Origin of the sequence: Paenibacillus sp. B2(2019), from assembly GCF_008370385.1 — a bacterium.
GTDB lineage: Bacteria > Bacillota > Bacilli > Paenibacillales > Paenibacillaceae > Paenibacillus_AQ.
The window spans coordinates 170,115-190,032 of sequence record NZ_VTZR01000024.1; the positions used below are offsets into that span (position 1 = coordinate 170,115).

At 43.7% G+C, this 19,918-nt stretch carries 17 protein-coding genes; 13 read left to right on the forward strand and 4 right to left on the reverse strand.

The window, feature by feature from the left end:
* Positions 1-7: 7 nt before the first annotated feature.
* Positions 8-160, reverse strand: a complete 153-nt coding sequence (locus PAENI_RS22035) for a DUF1540 domain-containing protein (protein ID WP_076120659.1) — start codon at positions 158-160, stop codon at positions 8-10.
* Positions 161-810: 650 nt separating this feature from the next.
* Here PAENI_RS22035 and PAENI_RS22040 point away from each other — a divergent pair.
* Positions 811-1,941: a DUF4349 domain-containing protein gene (locus PAENI_RS22040; protein WP_188114647.1), complete on the forward strand. Its 1,131-nt coding sequence runs from the start codon at positions 811-813 to the stop codon at positions 1,939-1,941.
* 173 nt (positions 1,942-2,114) lie between these two features.
* Here the strand turns inward: PAENI_RS22040 and msrA are convergent, their stop codons facing one another.
* Together msrA and PAENI_RS22050 are read right to left on the reverse strand one after the other, a co-directional pair.
* Positions 2,115-3,101: a peptide-methionine (S)-S-oxide reductase MsrA gene (gene msrA, locus PAENI_RS22045; protein WP_149646719.1), complete on the reverse strand. Its 987-nt coding sequence runs from the start codon at positions 3,099-3,101 to the stop codon at positions 2,115-2,117.
* Between the two features lie 99 nt (positions 3,102-3,200).
* Positions 3,201-3,821, reverse strand: coding sequence for a TVP38/TMEM64 family protein (locus PAENI_RS22050; protein WP_188114648.1), 621 nt, complete (start codon positions 3,819-3,821; stop codon positions 3,201-3,203).
* 165 nt (positions 3,822-3,986) lie between these two features.
* On the opposite strand from PAENI_RS22050, the gene PAENI_RS22055 reads away from it, so the two are divergent.
* The 9 genes from PAENI_RS22055 to PAENI_RS22095 all read left to right on the forward strand — a co-directional run bounded on the left by PAENI_RS22055 (position 3,987) and on the right by PAENI_RS22095 (position 12,581).
* Positions 3,987-4,922, forward strand: coding sequence for a Gfo/Idh/MocA family protein (locus tag PAENI_RS22055; RefSeq protein ID WP_149646721.1), 936 nt, complete (start codon positions 3,987-3,989; stop codon positions 4,920-4,922).
* 25 nt (positions 4,923-4,947) lie between these two features.
* Positions 4,948-5,271 (forward strand): hypothetical protein, encoded by a 324-nt coding sequence (locus PAENI_RS22060; protein WP_042190561.1) that lies wholly within the window; start codon positions 4,948-4,950, stop codon positions 5,269-5,271.
* A gap of 124 nt (positions 5,272-5,395) precedes the next feature.
* Positions 5,396-5,713, forward strand: a complete 318-nt coding sequence (locus tag PAENI_RS22065) for a winged helix-turn-helix transcriptional regulator (RefSeq protein ID WP_042129916.1) — start codon at positions 5,396-5,398, stop codon at positions 5,711-5,713.
* Between the two features lie 250 nt (positions 5,714-5,963).
* The gene (locus PAENI_RS22070; RefSeq protein ID WP_149646722.1) at positions 5,964-6,695 is read left to right on the forward strand and encodes a hypothetical protein; all 732 of its coding nucleotides are present in this window, start codon (positions 5,964-5,966) and stop codon (positions 6,693-6,695) included.
* Between the two features lie 200 nt (positions 6,696-6,895).
* The gene (gene ric / locus PAENI_RS22075) at positions 6,896-7,645 is read left to right on the forward strand and encodes an iron-sulfur cluster repair di-iron protein (RefSeq protein ID WP_149646723.1); all 750 of its coding nucleotides are present in this window, start codon (positions 6,896-6,898) and stop codon (positions 7,643-7,645) included.
* A 402-nt stretch (positions 7,646-8,047) separates the two neighbouring features.
* Positions 8,048-8,758, forward strand: a complete 711-nt coding sequence (locus PAENI_RS22080; RefSeq protein ID WP_149646724.1) for a hypothetical protein — start codon at positions 8,048-8,050, stop codon at positions 8,756-8,758.
* 218 nt (positions 8,759-8,976) lie between these two features.
* Positions 8,977-11,400 (forward strand): nitrite reductase large subunit NirB, encoded by a 2,424-nt coding sequence (gene nirB, locus PAENI_RS22085; protein ID WP_149646725.1) that lies wholly within the window; start codon positions 8,977-8,979, stop codon positions 11,398-11,400.
* A gap of 32 nt (positions 11,401-11,432) precedes the next feature.
* Positions 11,433-11,753 (forward strand): nitrite reductase (NAD(P)H) small subunit, encoded by a 321-nt coding sequence (locus PAENI_RS22090; RefSeq protein WP_149646726.1) that lies wholly within the window; start codon positions 11,433-11,435, stop codon positions 11,751-11,753.
* Positions 11,754-11,789: 36 nt separating this feature from the next.
* Positions 11,790-12,581, forward strand: coding sequence for a formate/nitrite transporter family protein (locus PAENI_RS22095; protein ID WP_076284451.1), 792 nt, complete (start codon positions 11,790-11,792; stop codon positions 12,579-12,581).
* Between the two features lie 174 nt (positions 12,582-12,755).
* On the opposite strand, the gene PAENI_RS22100 is transcribed toward PAENI_RS22095, so the two are convergent.
* Complete coding sequence (locus PAENI_RS22100; protein WP_042129903.1) at positions 12,756-13,481, reverse strand: Crp/Fnr family transcriptional regulator; 726 nt, start codon at positions 13,479-13,481, stop codon at positions 12,756-12,758.
* A gap of 419 nt (positions 13,482-13,900) precedes the next feature.
* On the opposite strand from PAENI_RS22100, the gene PAENI_RS22105 reads away from it, so the two are divergent.
* The 3 genes from PAENI_RS22105 to pgmB are packed head-to-tail and all read left to right on the forward strand — an operon-like array spanning position 13,901 to position 19,154.
* Positions 13,901-16,207 (forward strand): glycoside hydrolase family 65 protein, encoded by a 2,307-nt coding sequence (locus tag PAENI_RS22105; RefSeq protein ID WP_149646727.1) that lies wholly within the window; start codon positions 13,901-13,903, stop codon positions 16,205-16,207.
* Positions 16,204-18,486, forward strand: a complete 2,283-nt coding sequence (locus tag PAENI_RS22110) for a glycosyl hydrolase family 65 domain-containing protein (protein ID WP_149646728.1) — start codon at positions 16,204-16,206, stop codon at positions 18,484-18,486. Before PAENI_RS22105 ends, PAENI_RS22110 begins: the two co-directional genes overlap by 4 nt.
* Positions 18,487-18,518: 32 nt before the next feature.
* On the forward strand, positions 18,519-19,154 hold the full coding sequence (gene pgmB / locus PAENI_RS22115) for a beta-phosphoglucomutase (protein ID WP_076284454.1): 636 nt from the start codon (positions 18,519-18,521) through the stop codon (positions 19,152-19,154).
* The last annotated feature ends 764 nt before the right edge of the window (positions 19,155-19,918 follow it).

Here is a 19,918-nt window from a genome sequence, read left to right on the forward strand (position 1 = left end):
CATCACCTTATTTGCTTTCGAAAGTCTTGCAATCTGTTTCTTCTGCACGTGTAGGTTCTTGGGAGCTGTGGAAAGCTACAAAGATAGAATCGGCACTGCATTTGTTCTCTTCTGCCCAGTGGGTGCAGGAGTTAACTTCGCAAATTACGTCTTTTGCCATGAGGGTTCACCTCCCCTTTTAGTAATAGACAGTATTATTAAAAAACTTCTCTGTTCAACAAGGTGGAGCTTGTCCGAACAGAACCGTGTTCTGCCCTCATTCATTATGAATAGAGGGTTTTTGGTATTTTTTTACGTGGTTAGACGTGGTAATTGTACCAAATAAAGTGCGTGTAAGCAAATGGGTTATTCGAATGGTTATGTTGTCCCATATGTCACTAGAAGTGGTTTGACTAGAAGAATCTCTCAGCCTGTATACAACAGTGCTTCTGTAAATTCGTTGTTAAACATTAGCTATTCAGTATCTCAAGGCTATATTGTGAATACAAGCTCTAGGGTATCCGCAAAACAAACAGTGGCAAACTTATTAAGCGGTTTTATGCCATTAAACAAAGCGCTTCTAACCCAGGTTGATTTTTGCTTGAAAAATAATAGCTTAAACTAAAAGAGTTGCAGAAATGCTACTCTTTTTTTTATTTAGAGAGCATAATTCAAAAGAAACTGTACACAATTCCATTTTTCAGTGCAACCTTCCAAGTTTTGGAACGTCTTAGTAAAGAGTGACGGAAGAGATCTGCTTAGAACAAGACATTCCGTAACGATATTATGATCCGTGCAAGCGGTATCTATTACATTTTTGGAGGAATGAGAATGCGTAAATGGGGTCTGCATTACTTATGTTTATTAATTCTTGCGGTAGTCTTGGCGGGTTGTGGCTCAGCGGATAGGAATTCAGCGGCAGATAGTTCGGCAAAAGAAAATGGTAGTACGAGTAACGACGCAGCAGTAGAGGTACAATCGCAGAGCTCGATGGCCTTAACAGCGAATCAAAGCACTTCGGCAGCTCCTGAGTCAGAAGCAACTGGCAGCGAGAACTTGGCTGTAAAGGGCTCCACATCAGAAAATACAGTTCAAGCAAGTGCAGGATTTACTGGTAGTGATGTAGTAGCGGGCTTGAACAAGAAGCTGATCTATAAAGCGAATCTTAATATGGAAGTAGAAGACTATGGAAAAGCACAGACTGAAATACGTAATTTAGTAACCATGGCCAATGGATATATTATTGAGTTTAATGAAAATATGTCGCAGTACGAGCAAGGTGGAACGTTTATCCTTAAGGTGCCTGCCTCCGGATTCTCACCTTTTCTGAATAAATTAGAACAAGTAAAACACGAATCTCTACAGCGCAGCATTCAAGGTCAGGATGTCTCTGAAGAGTATGTTGATCTGGAGTCACGTTTGAAGGCAAAGCAGCTAATGGAAGCACAATATACAGAGTTTATGAAAAAAGCAACGAAATCCACTGATCTGGTCGCCTTCGCGAACGAGCTTGGTTCGATTCAAGAAAGCATTGAGCAGATTAAAGGTAGAATGCGTTATATCAATCAGAATGTATCCTTCTCTACGGTAGAATTGAGAGTGTATCAGACGGATGAAAGCATTGCTGTCAAAGAGAAGAAGGAGCAAGGGCCGTTACTGGAACGTGCTTCAGATGCTCTAAATGGAAGCTTAAATGCACTATCTGTGATGTTTCAGTGGATTGTCGTTATCCTTGCAGGAGCGTTACCGATACTTATCGGGGCTGCCATTATTTTAGCTATTGTATTAGTTTCCCGTAAAAATATCCGCGAGCGTCGGGAGCAGCAGACCGAGAGAATTCGTCAGCGAAATAAGGAGCTGAACAGAGAGCAAGCCATCCCTGTGGCAACAGAGCCTAAGGAGGCAGTTTCACAGGATAATTCGAAGGCTAATAAGGACTCAGAGGACTCAAAGAAAGAATAGCCCTACAAGCATAAACGCCCTCGGCGTCTTTTAAAAAGACGGTAAGCGTTTAAGCGAGAAATATAAGAATAATGTATAACGTGAAACTTATACTTTCTTATATTTTAAGAGAAAAAAACGGTTGTCATCCTAAAAGGACGACAACCGTTTCTTTATGTGCTGAGGATTGATGTTTAGGCAGGCTGGAAGAGTATGCGATACTCCCCGTATCCTTCCTTCTCCAAATCCTCTTTCGGTACAAATCGTAGCGCCGCCGAATTTATGCAGTAGCGTAAACCGTTTTCTCCGGGACCATCGTCAAAGACATGGCCTAGATGCGAATCCGCTACTTTGCTGCGCACTTCAGTGCGGACCATCAAATGACTGAGATCCGTCTTTTCTTTCACAGCGTAGTCCCGGATGGGACGAGTAAAGCTTGGCCAGCCGCAACCGGAATCGTATTTATCCTGCGAGCTGAATAACGGTTCGCCAGATACGATGTCTACATAAATACCATCTCCATGGTGATCCCAAAAATCATTCCGGAAAGGAGATTCTGTTGCACTGTTCTGAGTGACTTCATATTGAAGAGGGGTTAAACGTTCTTTCAAACTTTGTTTGTCCTCTTTATGTGTCCAGTGGGTTTCGATAAAATCCTCTCGGCCAGAACCTTTACGATAACGTTTGTAGTGGCCTGGATTCTTATGATGGTAGCCTTGATGATATTCTTCGGCAGGATAGAAGGTGGTTGCCGGGAGAATCGGGGTTACAATCGGACTAGAGAATCGACCGCTTGCTTGCAGAGCTGCCTTGGAAGCTTCTGCTTGTTCTTTTTGTTCCTCCGAATGGGTAAAGATTGCTGTTCCGTAAGAAGTCCCGCGATCATGGAATTGTCCACCTGCGTCGGTAGGGTCAATTTGCTGCCAGAACAGCTCAAGTAACTTGCTATAAGGGAAAATATCTGGGTTGAACGTAATTTGTACAGCTTCAACATGTCCTGTCGTTTCAGAACAAACCTCTTCATAGGTTGGGTTCACTGTATGACCGCCGGTATAGCCAGAGACGACACTTATGATACCTGGCAATTCTTCGAACGGCGAGACCATGCACCAGAAGCATCCACCTGCAAAGGTTGCTTTTTCCGTCTTGGTATTTATATGGTTAGTCTGATGTTCACTCATTAATATCCCTCCATTCACATAATGCAATTAAATAGATCACAATTTAATTATAAAGCAAATACTAACTGCCTGCCAGTTAGTAACCGATAAGTTCTTTCGCTATCGGCTATTCTTCGCTTCTTGAGAGCGCGGACGCAAGCTCAGTCCAGCGATAATTAGCACAGCGGCATAGGCGATGATGGCAATAACCGCACTTACAGGGTCCTGAAACAGATGATCCCCAAGGAAAGCGTATAGTGCAATCCCCGGTATTTTTCCTATGCCGGAAGCTGCAATATAACTCCAAAAAGGCAGACCGGCAGCTCCAGCGTAGATGTTAACCGCTGTTTGGGGAATGATTGGCATGAGTCGTGCTAGGACAATCGAAGCGAAAGGTCGCCGTTCAATGGCTACTGTGAACTTTTCGAGTGCGGGAATGGAGGCTAAATAAGCTCTCGCTTGGCTTTGAAACAAGTACTTCACAACACCAAAAAGGATTGCGGCAGCCAAATTAGTAGCTAACCAGCAAATCAAGGCTCCCGCTAAACTTCCGTATGCATAACCGAAGAATCCGATGACAGCTTTATAAGGGACAACTGGAAACAGGGCCAGTAAAGTTGCAACCCCTATAGAACTGAAAAGATTATGATCCTCTTTCATCCAGCTTAGGATGTCATATCTGTAGATAAACGCAAGGATTGTACCCGAAACATAAAGAACAATTGAGAACCATTTCTTCATAGATAATATGCCCCTTCTTCCACTCATTCATCTCATCATACGGGATATGAAGTAAATATTGAAGTAAAGATCAATTGTCAGAGAATGAGAAGCAGGTATAATAGCATTTGTAGAGAACAAAGAGAAAAGAACGATATATTGAAGTGTTAAGAGGGGGATGGATCAGTGATTGTACCTGAACGTAAAAGAGTCGCCATAATAGGAATCGGCAATATAGCCCGCAAAGTATATTTACCACTGCTCTCTCAGCATGATTATGCCGAGGTAGTTGGTGTTCTCAGTCATTCACCGACAACGGTGGAGCAGGCCGTTCATACCTACCGTTTTCCTAAAGGGACGACGAAGCTGGAAGAACTGTTATCTTGGGATCTGGATGCAGTATTTGTACATAGCCCAACAACTACTCATTATGATATAGTAACAAAATGTCTCGAACGTGGGATTTCGGTATATGTAGATAAACCACTTTCCTATGATCTAGAAGAGTCCAGAAGGATGGCAGAGCTAGCACAAGATAAGGGGCTTTTGCTAGGAGTGGGCTTTAATCGCCGTTTTGCCCCAATGTATGTCACCGCCAAGCAATGGCTTGAAGAAGTTGGCGGAATTAGCCATTGCAGTGCGATTAAACATCGAACGAAGCTACAGACAAGCACCAGCCGCGAAACCGTGCATGATGATCTTATCCATATGCTTGATTTGCTGTTGTGGTTGTGTGGAGATCAGTATGAACTGCTTCGTAGTCATCTTCACTCTAGTGGAGAAGGTCGTCTGCTGCAGGCATCTGGAATGCTAGGCTGGAAAGATAGTGCAGTTGGGATGTACAGTATGGTTCGTGAAGCTGGTGTGGATTTGGAGAAGCTTGAGCTGCACGGAAATGGCAGATCGGTGGAAGTAGTGGATCTAGAAAAAGCCATTCTTTTTGAAAAAGATACCTTACCGCATATTCAAGGCTTTGGAAGCTGGGATACTGTACTCGATAGAAGAGGTTTTAGTGGAGTGGTGAATAATTTTCTTAGCAACATAAATACACCGGAGCTATGCAGCATTGCTGCTTCAGCGGTACTGCCTAGTCATATGCTGGCGGCACAGCTTGCTGAATGAGGTCTCTGAGAAAGGAGAAGAATATATGGAGGATAACCGTAAATTAGTGGAGGAACAGATCATCGAAAGCTATAAGCGCGAAGAAGAGATGATGATTCTTGTATTCGCTCAGTGGTGTGTAAATAATGGACTCGATCCACATGCTCTATACTTGCAGGCTTATCCGCAGCAGGAAGGGAATGAAGCTTTGCGTCAGGCACTTGCCCTCACGGTTTCCGCAGAGGAAGCGGGGGACATTTCTGATGACACCGTTTTGGGTGTACTTTCGCTTTTTGGAAATGATGACTTGGCACAAATCGTAACTGAAGCGATTGCTCTAAGGGGATCTAAAGGACCAATGGGGGATTGACATTGGGGATATAATAATAGAGTCAGATGAACTTTTTTCGGTAAACGATGTTCATCATGGTTAAAATGTGTTAATATTATATATACTAACTAATAGTAAGTTTCGCTAGTGAGAGGTGAGAACAATGGAAGAACATCAATTTGCGATGTGTCCCAGATTTGAAACAGCCTTCTCTTTCTTAGGCAAACGTTGGAATGGACTTATTATTCAGACATTGATGAGTGGACCGAAGCGTTTTAAAGATATCTCCGGCCTCATTCCTTCAATGAGCGATAAGATGCTGTCCGAGCGGATGAAGGATTTGGAAGGTGAGGGTATCCTGGTTAGGCATGTATACCCAGAAACACCCGTACGTATTGAGTACGAATTAACAGACAAAGGCCGTGCGTTGCAGCCTGTTATGCAGCAGATTCAGTCTTGGGCTGAGAGCTGGGTAGACTAAAATTCACAGTAATGTTGTGGCCCTTTTTCCGGAATGGTGGAAAAGGGGCTTTTCAATTTCTAAATATTAGACAGTGACAGTTTTGTTCCAATCCTTTATGCTTGAAAAAAACTTGCACAGTTTAAAAATAATTGTAATATAATAGAAAAACATTGTATGATCCTTGAATGGAAACGCTCGCGTATTGGTTTTTGCTCAAATCTACTCAGCTGGAGTACAGGCATAGCAAAACTATTAGGAGGCGAGGGAGATGAAGACGAAGACGACCCTGTTTTCCCGGGAAATAACGTATGGAAAAAAGGATGTTGCTGAGCTAGAGAATGCTTCTATCAAAGTACAGCTCATCTATGACAAGACGTTGTTCATGCTGCATAGCCATCTTCCTGATTCCTTATGGGATGCGTGGATTGGCGTGCCTTACAGCATTATCTCTTCACTCTACAAAGGAAACAATGATAGTGGGACTATTTTTCAAAAATGGATTCAAAGTCCGACCGGCTGGAAGTGTATTGGTTGTGAACGGCACTGTCTGGAGTCCACGGAACCTCCACAGGATGTAAATGCGGCGAATCATGGGCGACAATATAAGTTTCATAACGGCATTCGCCAGAGTATGGTGCTTCAAGCCTTAATTTGGTCCATGTACGAGAATACCGTATTATTCAAACCCTTTTTAGGCGACGAGCCTTTTTTTGACGATGATGATTTGCATACGATATCCTCTTATTTCGTTCCAACTTATCTTAATGAGTTCCACCTTATTGAGCGGTCTAAGCCATGTAAAGAATACAAAGATCAGAATATACGAGTCTATCAGGAATGGATTTCCGCACCTGATCTTGTCCTTAAATGGAATGGTGGCTTGACGGAAGGCAGATGGATGACCGGTGTTTATATGGATCACTCCCGTTTTGCCGGATTGGGACCTTATTTGAAGGATTCAAAGGGACAGCGGACGTATATGCAGGCTTATGTGCAATAAAGTGAGTTGAAAAAGCACCTTTGTAGGCAAAGGTGCTTTTTTGCGTTTACGTTGCATGTACATCAATCTCCAATTTCGTTCAAAAATAAGATACAATTTCCGTGCGTACAATCACAAGTCAAAGTTCCTTTCAGGGTTAAGGTGAAGAAGTGGATAAGATTTATTCAGAACCTAATCCCATAACCCAAGGAGGAGCTATAATGGAAACTAAACAACTTAATGATAGTATTTCGGATTCGAAGCAAGCACAATCGGTACAGGCTGGGTTTACCCCAGATGCACTAGTGAGGGATATTGTATTAAAGTTCCCTAAAGCGGCAGATTATTTCAAAGCAAAACGGATTGATTTCTGTTGCGGTGGAGCTAAACCTCTTGCTGAAGCAGCTGCTGAGCGTGGTCTGGATCACGAGATAATCCTCGGCGATCTAAACAAGCTGTTCGAAGAGTATCCAGTACCCCAAGAGGAAATCGCTTGGAATACTGCACCTTCAGAAGAGTTAATTGACCATATTATTAACAAACACCACCGTTATCTTCGTGAAGAGCTACCCCTCATTAGCCAAAATGTAACTAAGGTGTATCGAGTGCATGGCGGAGATTCTCCCCATTTGGTGGAGTTATATAACTTGTTCAACACACTTAAGGAAGATTTACTTGAGCATACGGCTAAAGAAGAAGAAGATGAGTTTCCTAAGCTGTTGACATACGCTGCTAATCCTAGTGAAGAAGGCTTGACATCGCTTCGTGAGTCATTGTCTGAGCTGGAGAGTGAGCATGATGGTGCGGGCGATATTTTGAGAAAAATACGTAGTATTACAGATGATTTCACTCCACCGGCGCATGCTTGCACGACCTATCGATTGACATATGCCCGGCTGGAAGAGCTGGAGAGTATGACTTTTGAACACGTACATTTGGAGAATAATATATTGTTCCCTAGGTTTCAGTGAAGATGAATAGTGTTCTAAAGAGTCCCTTAGGGGGCTTTTTTTATAGGGAATTATAGAATGTACAGAAATGCGGATAACTCCGTTGAAAAAGGTAGAAGAAATGATCGTGAAAAATATGGGTAAGATCGATTGATGGATGGATGGCAGGCGGAAGGATTGCTTAAAAGCGGACTACGAGATAGCGCCGAATGAGCAAAAAGAGGGGAATAGAGGTTAGCTTTTTAAAAAGTTTTTGCCAATTTTTAATATCATTGGGGAGATAATTAAAGATACTGAGAAGTAAGCTTGTTATTACTTATTTGAGAACATGGCTTGTTTAAGTTATCCTTAAAAAGACAGTATACATAACTTTACAAGCCTGAGACGCTATATGGTCATTAGGCGGGACAAGGCGGTGCCAGGATGCCCATGCGATCTTTGTGGAAATTGATGCTAGGAGTAGTCATTGTATTCATAATAGGTGGATGCTCTACTAACAATGACGGCAATAGTAATGCTAATAATGGTGTGGCAGGATCAGAGGGACCGACAATATCAATAAGGGTTGGAGATAATGAACTGCTTACTAAACCATCAGATAGGTTACTTAGTGGGAGTTATAGAAATGGAATATCGATCATGGAGCTACTGAAAGGTAGTAATGTTGCCACATTTGCTGAGGATAACTCAAGCATTGTTTCGGTAAAGGATTTTTCGCTAGAGGCGGGAATGGTTTGGGAGCTTCAGATGGGCGGTCAAATCATTGGGAATGCGGATTGGAATAATACTGTAGGGTATGATTCACAGCTAGTCTTCACCGCGAAGTCGAAGGACCATCAAGCACCACTTCAAACTGTAAGGCTGACCTTGAACGGTGGAAGTGTTGAAGTAGACTTGCATCATACGTATATTATGTTATTTGAAGAGGATTTAACTGTAAGAGATTTGCTCAAAAGCTGTAGTAGCGTACAGTTGGCCGATGACAATAAAAAGGTGCTTTCCGTCGACGATTATACTCCTCTTAGTAATGAAGAATGGAAGCTGAAGGTGAACGGAAAACAACTACTCGATGATGGAATGGATATGAAGCTCAGGGCTCAAGATGAATTGGAGATTTTATTGACTTTACGCTAAAAAATCGTACATTAAGCCAGAGAAACGGTCGTTCAGAATCGTTAATCTGGCTTTTCATGTGGAAAAGATATCTAACAATTATCAGTACACTAAAGTGTGAAAATATTCACAATTGAAGTGACTGCAATCACAATGACGACTTGAATTTGAACCGTATAATTCCAATATGTAGAAGAGAAATTGATCAGGTATTCATAAGCTTGAGGAGGCACCTAACCATGACAACGATAAGAGAAAAACTAGTATTAGTCGGCAACGGTATGGCAGGCATAGGTACGATTGAGCAGATATTGAAGCTGGGTGGAGCTTATGACATCACGGTTTTTGGAAGTGAACCTCATCCCAATTACAATCGGATCATGTTGTCTTATGTTCTTGAAGGAAGTAAGACACTTAATGATATCATCCTAAACGACTGGAATTGGTATGAAGACAATAATATAACTCTACACACGGGAACAACGGTGACACGAATTGATGAAGGCTCGAAGCAAGTTGTTACGGATAATGGGATGATAGTCCCCTACGACAAAGTAATTATTGCGACAGGCTCGAATTCGTTTATTTTACCTGTACCTGGCAGTGATAAAGAGGGCGTTGTAGGATTCCGGGATATTTCAGACTGTGATGCGATGCTGGCAGCGGCCAAACAATACAGCAAAGCGGCTGTCATCGGCGGAGGTTTACTTGGGTTGGAAGCGGCAAAAGGTCTTGTGAACCTTGGTATGGATGTTACCGTAGTTCATTTGATGGAAGATCTGATGGAGCGTCAGCTTGATCGGAATGCCTCCTCGATGCTGCAAGCTGAGCTGGAGCGTCAAGGCGTGAAATTTGCTATGGGCAAACAAACGGTAGAATTGAGCGGGGAACAGAGAGTAAGTGGATTGCGTTTTAGTGATGACAGTACGCTTGCTGCAGATTTTGTGGTAATGGCTGTTGGAATCAAACCGAACGTGACATTGGCAAAAGATAGCGGAATCTCCGTAAATCGTGGGATCGTGGTGGATGATTATTTGCAAACTTCCATGCAGAATGTATATTCCATCGGCGAATGTGCTGAGCATCGCGGTATGTGTTACGGACTGGTGGCTCCACTATTTGAACAAGGCATGGTTCTAGCTAAACATTTATGTGGTAGCGATACCAAGCCTTATGAAGGTTCGATTGTTTCCACGAAGCTTAAAATATCTGGGGTGGATGTATTTTCTGCAGGTGAGTTTTTGGATTCTACTGAACACACTGTGATCTCAAGCAAAGATGAATGGAAGAAAACTTATAAGAAAATTTTGCTCAAAAATAATGTGATTGTCGGTGCGGTCTTGTTCGGTGATGTAACGGAGTCCGCGAATCTGCAAAAGCTAGTAAAACAAGGCGCGGTAATGACCGATGAGATTTATATGGAGGTTATGGGAACAGGCTGCTGCGGTGGCGGAGCTAAGAAGAGCACATCCGTAGAAGCAATGGCGGACGAAGAAATTGTCTGCGGCTGTAATGGTGTAACTAAAAAAGCGATCGTAGATGCTGTCACTGAACATGGTTTTACTACTGTGGATGAGATCAAAGCATGCACTGGCGCTACTCGCTCTTGTGGTGGTTGTAAACCCGTAGTAGAACAAATCCTGCAATTTGTCTTAGGTGACAGTTTCCAGCAAGCTGCAAAGCAAGGTATTTGTGGGTGCACAACGCTTAGCCGTGATGAAATTGTTGCTGAAATTACAGCTAAAGGTCTTAAAACAACAAAAGAGGTCATGAATGTACTCGGTTGGAAACAAGAGGAAGGCTGCTCTAAGTGTCGTCCGGCGATTAACTATTATCTAGGGATGATGAACCCTGATACCCATCAAGATGAGAAAGAATCCCGATTTGTAAATGAAAGAATGGGTGCCAATATTCAAAAAGATGGAACATACACCGTGATACCACGCATGTATGGTGGGGTAACAACACCGGAGGATTTGAAGAAAATCGCCGATGTCTCCCTTAAATATGACGTGAAAGTTGTGAAGGTAACTGGAGGGCAACGCCTGGATTTAATCGGTGTGAAGAAGGAAGATTTGCCTAAGGTATGGGAAGAGCTGGATATGCCTTCAGGCTACGGTTATGCCAAATCCCTGCGTACGGTTAAGACTTGTGTGGGTTCACAGTTCTGCCGTTTCGGCACACAGGATTCGCTGGGAATGGGCGCGCTCATAGAACGTAAGTATGAACGTCTTGATTTTCCTGCCAAGTTTAAAATAGCTGTCAACGGCTGTCCACGTAACTGTGCGGAATCCTGCACGAAGGACATTGGCATCGTCGGTAATGATGGTGGTTGGGAAGTGTTTATCGGTGGTAACGGTGGGATCAAGCCAAGAATCGCTGACTCCTTCTGCAAAATTAAGACCGATGAAGAGTTGATCGAAGTGTGCTCCGCTGTGATGCAATATTACCGTGAGACCGGCAATTATTTGGAGAGAACCTCCGAGTGGGTTGAGCGTATGGGACTTGAGCAGATTCAAATAGTCATTTTGAATAATGAAGATAACCGCAAAGAGCTGGCCGCACGGATTGACTTTGCTCTGACTCAGGTTACGGATCCTTGGAAAAAAATGCTCAATGACAGCAGCACTCGTGCTGCGCTTTTTGAAGAAACAAGAGTCTAGCGGATATAACGCACACAGAAGGGGAGAGACCAATGAATAAGACAACACAAACGTATCCAATAGGATCAGTACAGGATTTCCTGCTGCAGATTGGCCGTGTGGTGATTGCTGGAAATGTGGAGCTGGCTGTATTTCGTACCTCTGACGGAGCGATCTATGCACTTGAGAATCGGAGCCCTCATCCAAAAGGGGGGCCGCTTGCGGAAGGGATCGTTTCGGGTCACTTTCTTTATGATCCACTGTATGATTGGAAAATAGATCTTCGCACGGGTGAAGTTCAGGCACCGGATCAAGGTATCGTTTTGACTTATCCAGTCTCCCTTGTCGGAGACATTGTGACAGTGAGCTTGTAGTAAAGGATGAAATAGAAAACGGTGGGGTGGAGTACTATGTTTACTCAAAGTGTGGAAAACATTGTCGAGGCGGCAGTCAGCAAGCGAGACCAAATGAATGAAAGTTTACCAAGATATTTTCTAGCAGCCCTTTTGGCAGGAGCATATGTAGGCATTGGGATTATCCTTATTTTTTCGCTGGGAGCGCCTCTAGCGGCTGCCAAATCGCCTTTCCAACCCCTCATTATGGGTGCATCCTTCGGTATTGCCTTGACTCTTGTTGTGTTTGCAGGCTCAGAGCTGTTTACCGGAAATAATATGTTCTTTACGGTTAGTACACTAGCTGGTAGAACAAGTATCTGGGATACTGTCAAGAACTGGGTGCTTGTGTTTGTAGGGAATGTGGTAGGGGCAGTGATTTTAGCACTTTTGATTCGAGGAACTGGACTATTCAGTGCGGCTCCCCCAGAGCATCTGATCTTTGCGGCTGCAGCCAAGAAAATGAGCCTTCCGTTTTCGGAGCTATTTTTCCGTGGAATTCTATGTAACTGGCTGGTCTGTCTAGCGCTATGGATGGCCTCACGCGCTAAAAGTGAAACTGCGAAGCTGGTTCTAATCTGGTGGTGTTTGTTTGCCTTTATTGCGAGTGGATATGAGCACAGTGTGGCTAATATGACGCTGCTGAGTGTTGCTGTGTTGCTCCCGAATCACCCGGACACCGTTACAATTGCCGGATGGGTACACAATATGATACCCGTTACGTTAGGGAATATAATTGGCGGTGGCGTATTCGTCGGCATGGCCTACTGGATGATCTCTCCCGTGCGTGGTACTCAGATCAAGCGTTAAGAGTATATTTATGGTTATAGGGCTGACCCAATTTCGGGTTCAGCTCTTTTTCTTCTTGTGGTATAAAAAAAGACGCCTATGTTAGGCGCCTTTGACCACTCTATTTTATAATGTGCAGAATAATTGGGTCATGTATGTTTCATTGAGGAGAATAGAGGGTACATTATAATGGAATTAAATTCGGCAGATCTCGTTTGGACACATTTCGCAGTGGCAAATTTCCTGCAGCATGCCAAGATCCTTGATGACAATCATACCGTTCTCGTACTCAACCGCGTCTTTTTTACGCAAGTCACTCAGCATCCGGTTTACACTCTCACGAGTGGCACCGATCATGTTGGACAGATCTGTATGCGTAATTTTTTTGTTGATGAGGATGTTCTCACCATCGCTGCTCTTCTCACCATAAGTATTACCAAGTCGAATGAGAGTGGAGCAAAGTGCGCCTGGTTTGCCATACATCATCAGATCACGGAATTTCGTTTGAGTTAGACGGTGATGAATGCCCATCCATTTCATAAAGTCAATAGCAAAATCACAATGTTGGCAAATGAGAATTTCTAAATCCTTTTGCTCGATAACGCCAACTTCACTTTCTTCAATCACTTCTGCAGTAAAGCTGTGCTTGGTGCTGAAGAATGGGTCCGCTTGACCTACCATATCGCCGGCTTGGTACATATAAAGAATAAGTTCTTTACCTTCATCCGTTGATTTAGTTAATTTCACACGTCCACGTTTGATATAAAACAATTTATCCGAGTAGTCGCCTTCCCAGAAAAGATGTGAACCCTCTGGAACAACGCGTTCTTTCATAGTAACAAGAAGTCTGTTGAAATTCTGTTCGGAGAAACAGTTTGTATTTCCGTGGGCTTCGATGACATTGTAATGTTCTTTTAGCATAATCGACATCCCCTTTATTCCCTCAGTTTTTCAGTAAATTTTAAATTAATTATACCTCTAAAATCTTCGATTTGGTTAAGAAAAACCATTTAAAAGTGTCGAATTTTCAACATTGTGATTATTTTCACTTCAAAAGTGCTAGATGTAATATGATTTTTAACTAAAAAGGAGTAAGAAGTATATGTTCTTTATATATCAGCAGTGGCAATCCATTATTCTCAAATAATGGGTCTGTTGCTGTTTTTTTTTGTTCTTATTAGATTCTACATATTATACTGCAAAAATTCATGATATAGAAATCCGTTCGATTTCAACTCCGTATAAATGCACACATCTTCATTAAGGTCAGACATTGGCGCAACGGGTATGGAACGATATCCTGAGAATGGAGCAAAAACCAGGAGAAGGGGAAATCATACATGGCTAAAGTGGCAGATAAATATCTTAAGGTAGATCCTTGGGCAATTATTGAAGAGGGCTTTGATCCAGAACGAAATCGGACCTCGGAATCTATTTTTTCACTGGGAAATGAGTATATGGGTGTGCGGGGGTATGCTGAGGAAGGTTACTCTGGGGATTCCCTGCAAGGCAGTTATTTCAACGGGCTAAATGAACAATTGGACATTGGCAATCATTATAAAGGGATTATTCGCTCGCTGAGATATATGGTAAATGCGGTGGACTGGCTGTATACGCGGATCACTGTGAATGGTGAACAGCTTGATCTGGCAAAAAGTAAGATATCAGATTATGTGCGCAAACTGGATCTTCGTAGTGGGACCTATCGGCGGGAGCTAATCTGGCACCTAGATGATGGGAAAAGCTTAAAAGTTGTCTTTACACGCTTGGTAAGTATGACGATGTCTCATCTGGGACTACAGCGGGTGGAATTTGAGCCCCTTAATTTCTCGGGCAGCGTGGACATTTGTGCAGGTCTTGATTTCAGCATTATTCATGAGGAACGCGGCGAATGTATGTGGAGTAGTCTCCGCAGTGGAGAACAAGGATCTACCACAGCTATTATGGCGAGAACAGTGAATACAGCTAACAAGCTATTCTCTAGCTTTTCGTTACAATCTTCACAGCCGCTTCAGCTTACGCGAGTTGAACATGATAAATTTATTGGACAAAGCTTTACTATGGATCTTGCTCAGGGAAAAGCGACCCATTTTACAAAGCTGGTTATCAACTGTTCGGATAGTGAATCTGCCCATACAGCTGAAGAGCTGTGGAGCAAAGGGATAGCTCTTGCTGAAAGTGCAAGCCAACTGATCGATACTCAAATATTCGCGGATCAGACGGCATATTGGAATGGAATCTGGGAGACAAGTGATATTCGGATCGAGGGCGATCCTGAGAATCAGCAGGGCATTCGTTTTTGCATTTTCCAGCTTTATCAGACTTATCATGGTGATCATCCTGGGTTCAACATCGGCGCTAAAGGATTGACGGGAGAAGTGTATCGTGGTTTGGCGTTTTGGGATACAGAGTCGTATTGCTTACCATTCTATATGTTTAATAATCCTAAGGCTGCACGGAGTTTACTGGACTTTAGATATAAGACATTACCTCAGGCTATGCAACGTGCTAAAGATGTTGATTGCGACGGCGCTTGCTACCCTATTGCTACAATAGACGGAACTGAAAGCTGTGATCTCTGGCAGCATTCGAATCTTCAGCTTCATGTAGGGACTGCTATTTCCTATGGTATCTGGCATTATGTTAAAAATACTGGGGATAAAGAATTCCTGCACAGTAAAGGTGCTGAAATGCTGATCCAGATCAGTAGATTCTATGCTACACGCGGTCAATGGGGTCAACAGAGTGGGAAATATGGATATTTTGGCGTAATGGGTCCTGATGAGTTCCAATTGATGGTGAATAATAACTGCTATATTAATTTGATGGCCCAAAAATCATTTGAATACACCCTAGACACCCTGAGTGAAATGAAAAAACAGGCACCAGAGGCTTTTGCATTGGTTGCGGAAAAGACGGGGCTTCGTGACGAAGAGCTTACCGATTGGAAAAATAAAGCAGACAATATGAAGATTCCGGTTGACGAAGTGACAGGAGTATTTGAGGAGCATGATGGATTCTTCGATATGCCACATATTGATATTCATTCCATTCCTGTAACAGAGTTTCCGCTCTACTCGAACTGGTCGTATGATCGATTGTACCGTTATGACATGATTAAGCAACCGGATGTTCTCATGTTTATGTTCTTATATAATGGACAATTCTCTAAAGAAGCGAAGCTGGCTAACTATGAATATTACGAGTCTAGATGTATTCATGAGTCTTCACTTTCACCTTCGATCCATTCGATACTGGCAAGCGAAATCGGCAAGCCAGAAGAAGCCTATTCGTTCTTTGAATTTGCGACAAGACTGGATTTAGACAATTACAACCGTAACACACGCGAAGGATTGCACACGACTTCGATTGCAGCCGCTTGGATGAATATTGTGTATGGCTTTGGAGGTATGCGTTCAGATGGGGATCGTTTGTCCTTCCAGCCTTCATTGCCGGAGCGCTGGAACGAGTATAGCTTCCAAGTGATGTATGAAGGGGTATTACTACGTATTTTGGTCAACAAGACTTCAGTAACGCTCACCGCAATTAATGGGGGTAGCACTGATATTACAGTGTATGGGCAGTCAATTACGGTGGACGCTTCCGGGACGACGCTTCCGCTAGGTGAAGGGATGTTGGCTCGATGAGCTGGGCGGTTAGGGATAGCTGTTTTGACAAGCAACTGGTGACGACGAACGGGAACAAATATATGTTAGGCAATGGCTATATGGGGTATCGCGGGACTCTAGAGGAATTCGGTAAAACTGAGTTAGTTGCCGTAACTTTAGCTGGTCTATATGACAAAGCGGGAGATAAGTGGAGAGAACCTGTCAATGCTCCAAATGGATTATGGACCAAGATTGTCTGCAACGGTCAACCTTTAAGTGTGCTAGAGCGTGAACCGAGCTCTCATGTTCAGGAGCTGAATATTCGTAGTGCCATTCATCATCGGAGCACTGGCTATAGTCTATCTGATGGTGGGATGTTGACATTTACAGCAGATCGTTTCGTAAGCCAGGACAATCTTCACCTGCTCGTTAGTAAATACTCTATCCATAGTACACAGGACTGCCAAATTGTGATTGAGACCGGGATTGACGTAGATGTATGGGATATCAATGGTCCCCACCTCTATGGTCAAAAAGTACAGTCACAGGGTGAGGTACTAGTCTCTTCCTCCACTAGTGGAGAATTGAACATTCCGGTAGTTGTGGCGGAGAGAGCCGTATTTAATTTCGGAGATCAGCAACTGGATGAGGGCGCTAGTATTCGCCGGATTTCTTTTGAAGCGCGTGCGGGTGAGACCTATGAATGGTTTAAGTACGTTGCGGTATATACTGGACTTGATGTTAGTGTACCGGAGTCAGAAGCAGTAAAGTCTGTCCTAGCTGCTGAATCGCTCGGTTATGACGAGTTATTACAGGCTCATCGCCAGCAGTGGGAAGAAAGATGGTCACTTAGCGATGTCATTATCGAAGGTGATGAGGATGCCCAGTTTGCTCTAAGATACAGTATTTATCAGCTGTTAATTATTGCACCTACAGTTTCGGAAAAGGTTTCTATCCCGGCTCGAGGTTTATCGGGTCAGGTCTATAAAGGGGCCGTATTCTGGGATACGGAGATGTTTATGCTGCCTTTCTTCCTGCATACTGATCCAACGGTTGCTCGCAACCTGATGATGTACCGGATTCATACCTTGGACGGAGCTCGCCGGAAGGCCGCGGAATATGGTTTTTTGGGAGCATTCTATGCTTGGGAAAGTCAGGATACAGGAGACGATGCTTGTACTCTGTTTAATGTGAATGATGTATTTACCGGTCGACCAATGCGGACTTATTTCCGCGATAAGCAGGTTCATATCAGTGGGGATGTTGTACATGGGATCTGGAAATACGTTCAATTTACAGGTGACGAGAGTCTGCTGACTAGCGGAGGGGCGGAAGTGATCTGGGAATGTGCCCGGTTCTTCTACTCTTATGCTTACTATAATTCAGTAAAAGAACGCTTCGAGATTCTAGATGTAACAGGTCCAGACGAATATCATGAGCGTGTGAACAATAATGCTTTTACGAATGCTCTGGTTAAGGAGACACTGGAGATTGCCTTGCGCACAGCAGAATTGCTGCAAGATAAGTATCCGGAAGTGTACAATCAACTCTCTACAGAGTTTAGCGAAGGTCCGTTTCTGACAGAGTTCAAAGCTATGCTGGATAGCTTCTATGTTCCGCAGCCAGACCCTGCCAGTCTTGTCATCGAACAATTCGACCGTTACTTCACCTTAGAAGATGTTAGGCTGCCAGATTTGAAATCCCGTGTACTTAACAAAAATGAGTATTTGGGTGGCGGTAATGGATTAGCCACAACCACAACAATACTGAAGCAAGCGGATGTCGTACTGATGTTAAATCTATTCAAAGATTCCTTCACCAAGGAAGTGAAACAAGCGAACTGGGAATTCTACGAACCGCGCACCGAGCATGGGTCAAGTCTTAGTCCTTGTATCTACGCTTTGGTAGCTGCCGATATTGGTTCGCCGGATTGGGGATATCCATATTTTATGCGTACGGCTACTGTTGATCTCACGGGAGAATCTAAGCAGTACGTAGGCGATCTTTATATCGGTGGTACCCACCCAGCCGCTAACGGTGGTGCTTGGATGGCTGCGGTGCTTGGTTTTGCAGGGTTGGATTATGATGGGGGAACTGTCCATATCAAACCTTCACTGCCTAAACATTGGCAGTCTGCTGAGCTTCCGGTTACGCTTCGGGGGAATACCTTTAAGCTGCGGATCAGCAAGGATGAAGTTACAGTTATCACAGCAGCCGACTACGGCGGGACTCTGGTGTTCTCGGTACAAGGGCGAGAAGGAAAGCCCTGTGGTGCAGGTGAGAGCTTGCGGCTAACCTTGGTCGAAACAACAGTATAGACATTAACTAACAACGGAGAGGAAGTAAATCCATGTTGCAAAATATGAAAGGTGCCATTTTCGATCTGGACGGCGTTATCGTAGATACGGCCAAATATCATTATTTGGCTTGGGCGAGTCTTGCTGACGAGCTAGGCTTTACATTTACAGAGGAGGATAACGAACGCCTTAAGGGCGTGAGCCGGATGAGATCGCTCGATATTCTTCTGGAAGTTGGTGGCCTACAATTTGAAGAAGCGGAGAAGCTTGCGATGGCGGAGAAGAAGAATCGCATATATGTAGAGTACATCTCGAAGCTTGAGGAGTCGGAACTGCTTCCTGGGGTCAAAGAATACTTAACTGGACTGAGAACGCGCGGGATTGGAATTGCGTTAGGTTCAGCTAGTAAGAATGCAGAGTTTATTTTGAATAAGCTGAACATTACGGATCTGTTCGATGCCGTAGTTGACGGTAACAAAGTGTCACTTGCCAAGCCGGACCCGGAGGTATTCTTGATTGCTGGTCAGGAGCTAGGCTTACAGCCGGACGAATGTGTCGTGTTTGAGGATGCGGAAGCGGGCGTTCAAGCAGGTAAGGCTGCAGGTATGAAGGTAGTAGGTATAGGTAAGCCGGAAGTGCTGAAGGAAGCCGATATGGTTGTAAAAGGATTGTATGAGTTGTTGAGTTAAATAAAAAGGTGACCGACTCCAAAGTAGCTGATGCTACTGTGGGGTCGGTCTTTTTTTGCTTTAAATTCCTGTGCTCACGCTGTGTATTCAGCTATCAAGTACAACTGCGCACACCAAGTAGTAATGTCGCTCATTGGGTAATCCAATCGCTCATCCAAAGGCTCAACAAATGTGAAGCCCACAACAGTGTAAAACAGAGGCGAATAATACCTCTCATAGCCCCACGCAGTGGCCTTCACTCTCCCACCCTTTTTTCTGTTTGTGGTTTTTTAGAGTTCCGTTGATGGAGTTGCGAAGTGGAGGTTTGGAGCTGAAGAAACGAAGTGGTCGCCTTTATCCTCGGATTTCTACCGCCAAGCGGTATAAAATCAGGAAATCTGAGTATAACAGCGATCGTAAGCCCAAACGCTCCACGCAGTGACGTCTATATCACCGTACCCTCATAATCCTTCCTAGAAATGACCAGTTATAAGTGTCCCCCAAAGCCCCACGCAGTGGTCCCTGCCCGCCCTCCCTTTTTTCTGTTTTCGGTTTTTTTGAGAGGGAAGAAGGTCATGGAGAGGAATTTTGGAACTGGAGGAGCGAAAGCGTCCGCCTTTGTCTCCGGATTTTATCCGCCAGTGGCGGTATAAATCAGAAAATCTGGAGACAACAGCGGCCGTAAGTCCAAAGTCCCTCGTAATGACACCATGATTCCCTCTCATTCAAATCCGTACAACAGAAAAAAACTACATACAAATGACCATAAAAAACTTTAAAATGAA

Excerpts from the sequence above, each read along its gene's own strand:
- pgmB (WP_076284454.1), top strand. The coding sequence starts at position 18,519 with ATGTTGCAAAATATGAAAGGTGCCATTTTCGATCTGGACGGCGTTATC.
- PAENI_RS22065 (WP_042129916.1), top strand. The coding sequence starts at position 5,396 with ATGGAAGAACATCAATTTGCGATGTGTCCCAGATTTGAAACAGCCTTC.
- PAENI_RS22035 (WP_076120659.1), bottom strand. The coding sequence starts at position 160 with ATGGCAAAAGACGTAATTTGCGAAGTTAACTCCTGCACCCACTGGGCA.
- PAENI_RS22110 (WP_149646728.1), top strand. The coding sequence starts at position 16,204 with ATGAGCTGGGCGGTTAGGGATAGCTGTTTTGACAAGCAACTGGTGACG.
- PAENI_RS22100 (WP_042129903.1), bottom strand. The coding sequence starts at position 13,481 with ATGCTAAAAGAACATTACAATGTCATCGAAGCCCACGGAAATACAAAC.
- PAENI_RS22050 (WP_188114648.1), bottom strand. The coding sequence starts at position 3,821 with ATGAAGAAATGGTTCTCAATTGTTCTTTATGTTTCGGGTACAATCCTT.
- PAENI_RS22040 (WP_188114647.1), top strand. The coding sequence starts at position 811 with ATGCGTAAATGGGGTCTGCATTACTTATGTTTATTAATTCTTGCGGTA.
- ric (WP_149646723.1), top strand. The coding sequence starts at position 6,896 with ATGGAAACTAAACAACTTAATGATAGTATTTCGGATTCGAAGCAAGCA.
- PAENI_RS22060 (WP_042190561.1), top strand. The coding sequence starts at position 4,948 with ATGGAGGATAACCGTAAATTAGTGGAGGAACAGATCATCGAAAGCTAT.
- msrA (WP_149646719.1), bottom strand. The coding sequence starts at position 3,101 with ATGAGTGAACATCAGACTAACCATATAAATACCAAGACGGAAAAAGCA.
- nirB (WP_149646725.1), top strand. The coding sequence starts at position 8,977 with ATGACAACGATAAGAGAAAAACTAGTATTAGTCGGCAACGGTATGGCA.
- PAENI_RS22080 (WP_149646724.1), top strand. The coding sequence starts at position 8,048 with ATGCCCATGCGATCTTTGTGGAAATTGATGCTAGGAGTAGTCATTGTA.
- PAENI_RS22095 (WP_076284451.1), top strand. The coding sequence starts at position 11,790 with ATGTTTACTCAAAGTGTGGAAAACATTGTCGAGGCGGCAGTCAGCAAG.
- PAENI_RS22105 (WP_149646727.1), top strand. The coding sequence starts at position 13,901 with ATGGCTAAAGTGGCAGATAAATATCTTAAGGTAGATCCTTGGGCAATT.
- PAENI_RS22090 (WP_149646726.1), top strand. The coding sequence starts at position 11,433 with ATGAATAAGACAACACAAACGTATCCAATAGGATCAGTACAGGATTTC.
- PAENI_RS22070 (WP_149646722.1), top strand. The coding sequence starts at position 5,964 with ATGAAGACGAAGACGACCCTGTTTTCCCGGGAAATAACGTATGGAAAA.